The sequence below is a fragment of the Massilia sp. ST3 genome, from assembly GCF_018119405.1.
GTDB lineage: Bacteria > Pseudomonadota > Gammaproteobacteria > Burkholderiales > Burkholderiaceae_D > Telluria.
Genome location: NZ_JAGPWC010000111.1, coordinates 1 through 10314, shown reverse-complemented (window position 1 = coordinate 10314; position 10314 = coordinate 1). Strand labels below are relative to the sequence as shown.

General features: G+C 70.1%; 8 protein-coding genes and 1 pseudogene. 2 read left to right on the top strand and 7 right to left on the bottom strand.

Going from position 1 to position 10314, the window contains the following annotated elements; all coding sequences use genetic code 11:
• Both KBW98_RS22795 and KBW98_RS22790 read left to right on the top strand, forming a co-directional pair.
• Positions 1–976, top strand: a 976-nt coding sequence (locus KBW98_RS22795) for a response regulator (protein WP_211522455.1), incomplete at its 5' end; no start/stop codon positions are given.
• A 1-nt stretch (position 977) separates the two neighbouring features.
• Positions 978–3107: a bifunctional diguanylate cyclase/phosphodiesterase gene (locus KBW98_RS22790; protein WP_211522454.1), complete on the top strand. Its 2130-nt coding sequence runs from the start codon at positions 978–980 to the stop codon at positions 3105–3107.
• Between the two features lie 595 nt (positions 3108–3702).
• On the opposite strand, the gene KBW98_RS22785 is transcribed toward KBW98_RS22790, so the two are convergent.
• From KBW98_RS22785 to KBW98_RS22755, 7 genes and pseudogenes are all read right to left on the bottom strand, one after another.
• Positions 3703–6099: a penicillin acylase family protein gene (locus KBW98_RS22785; RefSeq protein ID WP_211522453.1), complete on the bottom strand. Its 2397-nt coding sequence runs from the start codon at positions 6097–6099 to the stop codon at positions 3703–3705.
• A 415-nt stretch (positions 6100–6514) separates the two neighbouring features.
• A complete protein-coding gene (locus tag KBW98_RS22780; RefSeq protein WP_211522452.1) occupies positions 6515–7378 on the bottom strand; it encodes a polysaccharide deacetylase family protein in 864 nt (287 codons plus the stop codon).
• The gene (locus KBW98_RS22775) at positions 7365–8501 is read right to left on the bottom strand and encodes a glycosyltransferase (RefSeq protein ID WP_211522451.1); all 1137 of its coding nucleotides are present in this window, start codon (positions 8499–8501) and stop codon (positions 7365–7367) included. The genes KBW98_RS22780 and KBW98_RS22775 overlap by 14 nt, the downstream gene beginning before the upstream one ends.
• Before the next feature lie 132 nt (positions 8502–8633).
• Positions 8634–9224 (bottom strand): recombination mediator RecR, encoded by a 591-nt coding sequence (gene recR, locus KBW98_RS22770; protein ID WP_211522450.1) that lies wholly within the window; start codon positions 9222–9224, stop codon positions 8634–8636.
• A gap of 1 nt (position 9225) precedes the next feature.
• Positions 9226–9528 (bottom strand): YciI family protein, encoded by a 303-nt coding sequence (locus KBW98_RS22765; protein WP_211522449.1) that lies wholly within the window; start codon positions 9526–9528, stop codon positions 9226–9228.
• The gene (locus KBW98_RS22760) at positions 9528–9854 is read right to left on the bottom strand and encodes a YbaB/EbfC family nucleoid-associated protein (RefSeq protein ID WP_027866165.1); all 327 of its coding nucleotides are present in this window, start codon (positions 9852–9854) and stop codon (positions 9528–9530) included. The genes KBW98_RS22765 and KBW98_RS22760 overlap by 1 nt, the downstream gene beginning before the upstream one ends.
• A gap of 48 nt (positions 9855–9902) precedes the next feature.
• A pseudogene (locus tag KBW98_RS22755) lies at positions 9903–10314 on the bottom strand (DNA polymerase III subunit gamma/tau); the annotation flags it as partial.

Below are 10314 nucleotides of genomic sequence, written 5' to 3'. Positions count from 1 at the left end.
CACGCGGGCGCGCGGGGGGGACCTTTTTGCCGGCCTGGCTGCGGGCGGGGCGCGGCTCCATGGAGCGCCGGCCCAGGCCCAGCTGCAAGCCGCGCACACGACCCTGCCGATCGCGCCGGCCGCCGCGCCAGCCGCGCGCCAGTCGTCGGGACGGCGCGCGCGCCGCGTGCTGCTGGCCGAGGACAACCCGGTCAACGTCGAGGTGGCCAGGGCCATGCTGGAGAGCCTGGGACTGGAAGCGCACTGCGCCCGCAACGGCGAGGAAGCGCTGCATGCGGTGCGCGACGGCGGCTGGGACGCGGTGCTGATGGATTGCCAGATGCCGGTGATGGACGGCTTCGCCGCCACCTCGGCGATCCGGCGCCACGAGCGCGAGGCGGGCCGCGCCCGCACCCTGCCCGTCATCGCCATCACCGCCAACGCCCTGCAGGGCGACCGCGAAGCCTGCCTGGCGGCCGGCATGGACGACTACCTGTCCAAGCCCTTCACCCAGCAGCAGCTGGCCGGCGTGATCGGACGCTGGGTGGCGCTGCCGCTGAGCGCGATGCAGCATCATGGCGACGCACCTGTCCCTGCTCCCGCCCCTGCTTCGGCCCCGGCACCCGCGCCGGCGCCGCGCCACGATGCGGTGAACCTGGCCGCGCTGGAAAACATCCGCGCCCTCAGCCGCGACGGCGGCGACGCGCTGGTGCAGAAGGTGGTGGCGGCCTTCGTGGCCGACACGCCGCGCCATTTCTCCTCGCTGCGCCAGTCGCTGGCCGGCAGCGACGCCGAAGGACTGCGCCGCGTCGCCCACAGCCTCAAGTCGGCCAGCGCCAACATCGGCGCGGCGCGCATGGCGGCGCTGTGCCGCGATCTCGAGCAATTGGGGCGCGCCGGCAGCGTCGCCGGCGCCGCTCCCCTCTTCGCCGACATGGAAAGCGAATTCCTGTCGGTACGCGAATCGCTTCACGCTCTCCTAGAAAAGGAAACCTAGCATGCCAGCCACTGCCCAACCCCAGCGCGGGACGGTCCTGGTCGCCGACGACGATCCCGTCATGCGTCTGCTGATGCTCGAGATGCTGGCCCAGGTCGGGCTCGACGCCATCGAGGCGGCGGACGGCCTCGAAGCGGTCGACCTGGCGCGCTCGCGCAGCCCGGACCTGATCCTGATGGACGTCGACATGCCGCGCATGGACGGCTTCGCGGCCTGCAGCGCCATCCGCGCCCAGGAACGCGACGGCGCCAGCGTGCCGATCGTGATGGTCACCGGCGGCGACGATGTCGAGGCGGTCACCCACGCCTACGAGGCCGGCGCCACCGACTTCGTCTCCAAGCCGATCAACTGGCCCATCCTCGGCCACCGCGTGCTGTACGTGCTGCGCGCCAGCGACGCCATCGCGCGCCTGCGCATCGCCGACGCCCACAACCGCGCGGTGCTGGCGGCGATCCCCGACACCTTCTTCCGCATGAACGCGGACGGCTTCTACCTCGACTACGAGCCGGGCCACGAGCGCAGCGGGCGCGGGCGCATCGCGCGGGCGGCCGGCAGCGAGCGCGGCGTCGTCGGGCGTCACGTCAGTGACGTCCTGCCGGCCGACATCGCCCACCGCATGCTGGAGCAGATCAAGACCGTGCTGGCGACCCAGCAGGTGCGCTCGGTCGAATACGAAGTCACGGAATGCGGCGAGGTCCGCCACTTCGAAGCGCGCCTGGTCGCGACCAGCGCCTCGCAGGTGCTGGGCCTGGTGCGCGACATCAGCGAACGCAAGCGCGCCGAGGAACAGATCCGGCGCCTGGCCTATTGCGACGGCCTGACCGGGATCCCGAACCGCCAGGCCTTTCTCGAGACCTTGGAGCGCGAGCTGCAGCGCTCCAAGATGGGCAACAAGAAGTTCGCGGTGCTGTTCATGGACCTGGACGCCTTCAAGCGCATCAACGACACGCTTGGCCACAACGCGGGCGACGCGCTGCTCAAGATGGTCTCCGAGCGCCTGCGCGACACCACGCGGCCGAGCGACCTGGTGTCGCGGGGCGACAATGCGACCAACCTGGCGCGCCTGGGCGGCGACGAGTTCACCATCCTGATCCCCGACCTGGAACGGGTCGAGCATGCGCTCAATGTCGCGCACCGGGTCAAGGAGGCGATGCGCCGGCCCTTCCTGCTCGAGGGCAACGAGATCTTCGTCACCGCCAGCATCGGCATCTCGCTATTCCCGGAGGACGGCGACGACTGCGGCTCGCTGCTCAAGTACGCCGACACCGCGATGTACCACGCCAAGAACTGCGGCAAGAACAACGCCAAGCTGTACAGCTCGTCGCTGACCATGCAAATCATGAGCCATGTGAAGCTCGAGGTGGGCCTGCGCAAGGCGCTCCAGAACGACGAACTCTACCTGCTCTACCAGCCGCAGCGCGACGTGGCAAGCGCCGAGATCGTGGGCGTCGAGGCCCTGGTGCGCTGGCGCCATCCGGAGCGCGGGCTGGTGCCGCCCACCGAGTTCATTCCGCTGGCAGAGGAGACCGGCCTGATCGTCCCGATCGGCGAATGGGTGCTGCGCACTGCCTGCCGCCAGGCGCGCGCCTGGCAGCGGCAAACCGGGCGCACGATGCGCATGGCGGTCAACCTCTCGGCCAAGCAGTTCAAGGACGAGAACCTGTCGCAGATCGTGCTCTCGGCCCTGCACGACACCGGGCTCGACCCGCGCCTGCTGGAGCTGGAGCTGACCGAAGGCACCCTGATGGACGACGCGCGCGCCACGCTCGCCACCCTGGAGCAGCTGCGCGGCATCGGCGTCTACCTGTCGATCGACGACTTCGGCACCGGCTACTCGTCGATGAACTACCTCAAGCGCTTCGACGTGCGGGCCCTGAAGATCGACCGCAGCTTCATCTGCGGGCTGCCGCAGGATTCCGAGAACGCGGCCATCACGCGCGCCATCATCGCCATGGCGCACGGGCTCAAGATGGTGGTGGTGGCGGAAGGGGTCGAGACCGGCGAGCAGCTGCTGCTGCTCGAGGAGTACGGCTGCGACATGGTGCAGGGCTACTTCCTGGGGCGGCCGTCGAATGCCGAGGCGATCACCGAGATGCTGGGGAACGTGACGCTGGCGCTGCCGGCCAAATGACCGGTTGAAGATTCGCATGACATTTCGAAACTCGGCCGTCTGTTGAACGCGTGGACGGGAAATTAGTCCACTGGACTAATTTCCCCCGTCCACCCTACGGTCCGAGGCTGCATCACGTAGGGTGGACGGCCCTGCCGTCCACGCGTTCAACGAACCGCGGCGGTTCGAAACGTGCCGCGGATATTCAAGCGCCACTTGAGCGCGTGGACGGGAAATTAGTCCACTGGACTAATTTCCCCCGTCCACCCTACGGTCCGAGGCTGCATCACGTAGGGTGGACGGCTCTGCCGTCCACGCGTTCAACGAACCGCGGCGGTTCGAAACGTGCCGCGGATATTCAAGCGCCGCTTGAACGCGTGGACGGGGGACCCGTCCACCCTACGGTCCGAGGCTGCGACACGTAGGGTGGACGGCTCTGCCGTCCACGCGTTCAACGAACCGCGGCGGTTCGAAACGTGCCGCGGATATTTAAGCGCCGCTTGAACGCGTGGACGGGGGACCCGTCCACCTACGGTCCGAGGCTGCGACACGTAGGGTGGACGGCTCTGCCGTCCACGCGTTCAACGAACGGCGGCGGTTCGAAAAGGCCAAGCGTTCAGCGCACGAAGCGCAAGGTATGCTGGATCTTCCCCGGCAGCAGCGGCAGCGGCCTGCCTTCGGCCCAGGCGTCATGCCCGGCCAGGAAGTAAGGCGACAGCGGATGCCCGCTCTGCCCGCCCGGCATGTTGTACAAGCCTTCCTCCTCGCGTCCCGGCGACAGGGTCATGCGCTCGGACTGGCCGAACTTCGGCCCCGCCACGCGCGGCATGTGGGCGTCGCCCGGCAGGCGGTCGCTAGGTGCCGCCAGCAGGAAGCGCAGCGCAGGCACCGCCATGCTGATCGGATGGGCCACGTTGGCCGTATTGCGCGCACCCCAGCTGGCGTCGGCAAGGTTCTTGCCCTCGTCCTCGATGGCCGCGATGACGCGGTCGATCGCGGCCAGCTGCACCGTTTGCCAGCTCGGATAGCCGCCCGGCAGCCAGCCCGGCGGCTGCTCGTCCAGCAGGCGCGCCAGCACCAGCGGCCAGCGGCTGTCGGCCAGCGCGGCGGTGGCCTTCGGGTCGCGTTCCTTGAGCGCCGCGTTGGCCTGGCCATACAGCAGGTCGTACAGCGCCCACATGTAATCGCGCGCCAGGCGGTAGCCGCTTGAATCGACACTGGCGCGGCCGTCCCAGCTGGTTTCCAGCAGGCGGCGGAATTCGGCGCGCTGCGGCTTGCCGTTCAGGGCGCTGGCGTCGAGCGCGGCCAGCGCGCGGCGGCGCCACTCGGCGATGAACAGGGCGCGGTCGTCGAGCGAAGCGCCGAAGGCCTGGCGCACGTCCATCCGGCCGCCCAGCGCCAGCAGGCCGTCGTGCAGCTGGCGGTTGCGCGCGCCCAGGTCGAAGCCGCCGTCGCCGATGCGCTCAGCCCCGGCGCCCATCAGCTGGCGGCTGTTGGCGGTGGTGATCTGGCCGTCGCCCGGGTTGAGCACGCGCGGGTAGTCCGCGGGCGGCAGCACGCCCTGCCAGGTCGGCGCCCGGCCTTCCGCGTCGAGCGGGAAGGTGGCGGTTTCCGGCGGGGTGCTACGGCGCGGCAGCACGCCGGCGATGGTCCAGCCGATGTTGCCGCGCGCGTCGCCGGCCACGAAGTTCTGGGCCGGGATGCCGTCGATGGCGGCGATCGCCAAGGCGTCGTCGACGCTGCGCGCGCCTTCCAGCTTGAGGTGGTTAAGGTTCAGGGCCTGCGGGTCATGGGCGATCCAGTGCACCGCATAGTCGCGCCCGGCCACCGTGCGGATCGGGCCGAGCGAGGTCTCGCGCACCACGAAGCGTTCGGCGGACGCGCCCTTCACGGCGATCAGTTCGACGTATTCGCGCGGGCTTTCCCAGCCGTTCGGCGTGCGCACCTGGCCGGCCTTGGCCGCATCGGTGCCCAGTTCGACCAGGTCGAGCAGGTCGGCGTAGCTGTTGGTGAAGCTCCACGCTACCTGGCCGTTGCTGCCGACGATGATCGAGGGCGGCGCTCCCGGCAGGGTCACGCCCACCAGGCGGCGCTGGCCGCCGGCCGGGTCGGGGAAGCGCAGCACCATGCGGAACCAGGTATTGGGCAGCTGCAGGCCCAGGTGCATGTCGTCCGAGACGATGGCCGCGCCGCTGGCGGTGCGGCTGCCCGCCACCGCATAGTTGTTGCTGCCGACGGCATCGGCGAACTCGGCGCCGGCCAGCTTGATGGGCGTCTTGAGTAGGCCTCCCCACCAGTCCGGCGCATGCGACGGCAGCGGCGCCGGCGCGGGCGGTGCGCCGCCGTCGAGGGTGGCGTCGATAGCGCTGGCGGCGGGCAGCAGGAAGGCCAGCTGGGCAGGGTCGCTGTGCTCGCGCATCCAGCCGCGCGCGATCTCGCGCGGCGCCACGTTGTTCTGCAGGTCGATGTACATCGCCCATACGACCAGCAGCGAATCCTGGGCCGTCCAGGGACGCGGCGCCGCGCCGGTCAGGGCGTATTCGAAGGGCCGTGCGCGCAGCGCATTGAGGCCGTCGTTGACGCCGGCGACATAGCGGTCCAGCAGTATGCGCTCGGGGCCGTACAGGCGGGCCAGCATGGTCTCGGCGCGGGCGCGGAAGCGGTGCAGGCGGTGCTCGCGGTCGAGCGGCAGCGCCTTCGGGCCGAACAGCTCGGCCAGCTCGCCGGCCGCGGTGCGGCGCAGCAGGTCCATCTGGAAGAAGCGCTCCTGGGCGTGCACGAAGCCGGTCGCATAGGCGACGTCGGCGCGGCTGGCTCCCTGGATCACCGGCACCCCGGCCTGGTCCCGCCCCACCGTCACCTCGGCCGCCAGGCCCGGCGCCTTGCGCTCGCCGTCGAGCTGGGCCAGGCTGCCGCGCAGGTACAGCCAGGCGCCGAGCAGGGCCAGCAGTACCAGTCCCAGCACCGCGGTGATCGCCCGCAGCGTCCAGGTTTTCCATCCACGCTTGCGCATGTCTCCTCCTTGTTTTTAGGGGGCGTATCTTGCCAGAAAAACTGGCGAATGGGCGTACGGTCGTGCGAAAAATGCCGTATGGGCGGCTTCCGGGCGCGCGCACTATTGATACGGTCCATGAAAATGCGCCGCGGCGGCCCTATGCTATGCTGTCCTGGCGCCATCCACGGCGCAAAGGGAGGACCCATGCGCACATCCACGTGTACATCCATGCGTATTCCTGTTCGCATTCCTGCTGCCGCGGCCGTCCTGGCTTGTCTGGCCCCACTCTTGACCGCCTGCGCCGTCACCCCGGAGGAACGCGCCGCCCGCATGCAGGCCGACATGGCGCAGATGATCGCCGTCTACGGGCCGGCCTGCACCCGCCTCGGCTATGCGGCCGACGGCGATCCCTGGCGCCAGTGCGTCCTGCAGCTCAGCACGAAGGACGAGCTCCATCGTCTCGGCAACGCTTCGTACCACGGAGGCTGGGGCCCGCCGTACTGGCGTGGCCGGGGCTACTGGGGACCGTACTGGTGAGCAGGCGCGCGAAGGCGGCCTTGGTCATCGGCGTGCGGTGCGCCAGCAGGCGCTCCACCGTCTGTTGCGCATGGCGCAGCAGGCGCGGATAGCGCACGTCGGGCGGATGCAGGCTCAGGCGGATGAGCGGCGCCCGCGCCAGCCAGGCGGCGGCGAGGCCGGCCACCAGCGGCGAGACGATGCGGCCGCTGCGGTTGCGTGCGGTATATACCAGCGAGGGTGAAAAGGGCGACAGGCGTGGATCCGGGTCCTGTCCCGCCGCGCTGCCGCCGAGCACATGAAAACGGGTGAAGGTGGTGGTGTAGGCAAAACCAAAGCGGCGCACCGCGCGCCAGGCGCCCTCGCCCATCAGCCAGGCCGGCGGCACGAAGCCGCTGACCGGCCAGCCCTGGGCCGCGAACCAGTCCAGCCCGAGCCGCAGCCGGCTCGCGGCTTCTTCTTCCGTCAGCGCCGCGAATTCTCCTTCGCGGCTGTAGGTGCCGCGCAGGAAACGCTCGCGCCAGCCCCGCCCGCGCGGGGCGGTATCGAGATGGGTATAGCCGTGCAGGCACAGCTCGTCGCCGCGCGCCAGCATCGCGTCCAGGCCGGCGCGCATCGCCGCCCCATCGCCGCCGGCGCGGTGGTAGGCCGGCACCACCAGCCAGGTCAATGGAATGTCCGCCACCTCGCGGATGGCGGCGGCCAGGCGCCGGCACTCGTCCCAGGTGGCCGGGGCCACGTCGTGGATCGAGACGCACAGCGCGGGTTCAGTCGGTGACACAGACACGCTCCAGCGCCGGCTGCGCCGCCTGGCCCGCGCCCAGCAGGCTGTGATAGCGGCGCTGGATCTGCGGGAAGATCTGCTTCCAGTCGAAGTACTCGCTGGTCTTGTGGCGGGCATGCCGTCCAAGCGCGGCCAGGTCGCGCTGGTACACCGCCTCGATCGCGCCGGCCAGGCTGTCGGCGCAGTTCGGGCGGGCCAGGATTCCGGAGCGCTCGTCCACCAGCTCGGCCACGCCCCCGCCGCTAGTGCCCACCACCGGCAGGCCACAGGCCATCGCTTCCAGCACGATCAGGCCGAAGGTTTCGCAGTCGCCCGGGTGGACCAGCACGTCGCAGCTGGCCAGCAGGCGCGCCAGGGCGCGCTGGTCGCGCTGGAAAGGCAGCACCGCGATGCGCTCGTGCGAGGGCGGCGCGTCGCCGCCGCCCACCATCAGCAGATGGTAAGGCGCGCCCAGCTTGTCCAGGGCCTCGGCCAGCAGCGACAGCTTCTTGTCGGGCGTGAAGCGACCAGCGTAGACCAGCAGGCGCGCGCTTGGGGGCAGGCCCAGCTCGGCGCGCAGGCCGGGGTCGCGCCGGTCCGGCCGGAACACCTCGCTGTCGATGCCCAGCGGCTGTTGCAGCGCGCCGCGCACGCCCATGGCGCCGAGCTGCTCGACCATCAGGCGGCTCGGGGCCAGCACCAGGTCGAACTCGCGGTACAGGTGGGCCAGGTATTTATGGGTGGCCTGGCGTGCGGCCTGGCCGAAGCGGTTCTCGACCAGGCGCGGCAGGTCGGAATGGTAGAAGGCGATGGCCGGCACGCCGCAGCGGTCGCGCAGGCGCAGGGCCGCCCAGGCGCTGTGGCCGGCATCGCCGACCTCGACCAGGTCGGGCGCGGCGGCGCGCAGGCGGCGCGCCAGGGCCGCGACCGAGACCGGCATGCGGTAGCCGTTGATGCCGGGCAGCGGAACGCCGGGCACGCGCACCAGTGAAGGAAGATCGCCGCCGTCGTCCACGTTGGGGCTGAGGATGGTATGGCGCATCTGCCCGGTACGGGCCAGCCATTGGGATTTTGCGTTCAGGTAGGTGCTGACGCCGCCGCCTTCCGCGGCATAGAACATCGTGATATCGACGAGGTGCATGTCGGGTCCGCTGAAAGTGCCAACGATAGCAGCGGCCGGCGCAAGGGGTTTGTGCGCACGCACACGAATATGCACACGCAGCCGCGCTTGTTCCCTGCCTGCTGTCTGCTACCGGAGAGTCGCTACGGACAATTATGCGCTGCGGCGGTCGATCATGGCGCGCGCAATCGTGCCGGCGTCGACGTATTCGAGCTCGCCGCCCACGGGCACGCCGCGCGCCAGGCGGCTGACCTTGAGGCCGCGCGCCTTCAGCATTTCACTGATGTAATGGGCGGTGGCTTCGCCCTCGTTGGTGAAGTTGGTGGCCAGCACCACCTCCTGGACCACGCCGTCGGCGGCACGGTTGACCAGCTTGTCCAGGTGCAGGTCCTTGGGGCCGATGCCATCCAGCGGCGACAGCCTGCCCATCAGCACGAAATAGAGCCCCCGGTAGGTCAGGGTCTGTTCGATCATCAGCTGGTCGGCCGGGGTCTCCACCACGCACAGCAAGGCGCGGTCGCGCGCCTCGTCGACGCACAGGTCGCAGACCTCGGTGTCCGAGAAGGTATTGCACATGGCGCAGTGGTGCACGGTGTCCACGGCCTGGTAGAGCGCGCGCGACAGCTGGGCGGCGCCCTCGCGGTCGTGCTGCAGCAGGTGGAAGGCCATGCGCTGGGCCGACTTGGGCCCCACGCCCGGCAGGCGGCGCAGGCTTTCAGTGAGGAATTCGAGGGACTTGGACATCTCAGCCCCCGTTCGGGCGCTGGCGCCAGGCGTCCAGCGCCGGCGCGGTCATGAGGGGCGCGAACTCGGTGATCTCGTAGCGCGCCACGCCGGCCCGGTGAAACGGGTCCTCGCCCAGCACCGCTTCCAGCGCCGCGCGGCTCGGCGCGTCGGCGAGGATGATGCCGCCCTCGCGCGGCACCTTGGGGCCGGACATCAGGAAGCGCCCGGCCGCGTACTGCGCGGCGAGGAATTCCCGGTGGGCGGCCAGGTGCGCGTCGACGTGGTCGAGCGGCGCGGTGTAGCTGAGCGAGACAATGAACATCAGAACGGCATCTTGAAGCCAGGCGGCAGCGGCATGCCGGCCGTCAGGCCGCTCATCTTCTCGGCGGAGGTCGCCTCGGCCTTGCGCACGGCGTCGTTGAAGGCCGCGGCCACCAGGTCTTCCAGCATGTCGCGGTCGTCGCCCAGCAGCGACGGGTCGATGGTGACGCGCTTGACGTCGTTCTTGCAAGTCATGACGACCTTCACCAGGCCTGCGCCCGACTGGCCTTCGACTTCGATCTGAGCCAGCTGCTCCTGCGCCTTCTTCATGTTGTCCTGCATGGCCTGCGCCTGCTTCATCAGGCCTGCGAGCTGGTTTTTCATCATGGTGGATTCTCCAATAAGTCCGGATGGGTAAATAGGTTCGGAAGATGCTCAGGCAACCGGCGGCTTGACCGAGCCTGGCACGATAAAGGCGTCGAACATGCGCCCCATCTCCTGCACGAAGGGGTCGGCGCCCACCGTGGCTTCGGCCTGGCGCTGGCGCTCCTCGCGCGCCGCCTTCTGCTCGGCGCCGGCGGTGTACCACACGGGGCCGATCTCGGTGTCGACGGTGACGCGCAGGTGCGGGAAGTGTTCCTGCAGGGCCGCGGCCAGTTTCTCGCTGTTGCCGCTGGCGCGCAGGGTGTCGACCGGCACGCGCAGGCGGAAGGTCACGGCGCGCTCGGCCGCCACGCAGCCGATCAGTTCGGTCTGCAGGGCCAGCTGCTGGGCCACGCCGCGCAGCGGCAGGCTGCCGGCCAGGGCCGGCCAGTTGCCGTCCCAGCCGATCTCCGGCACGGGCGTG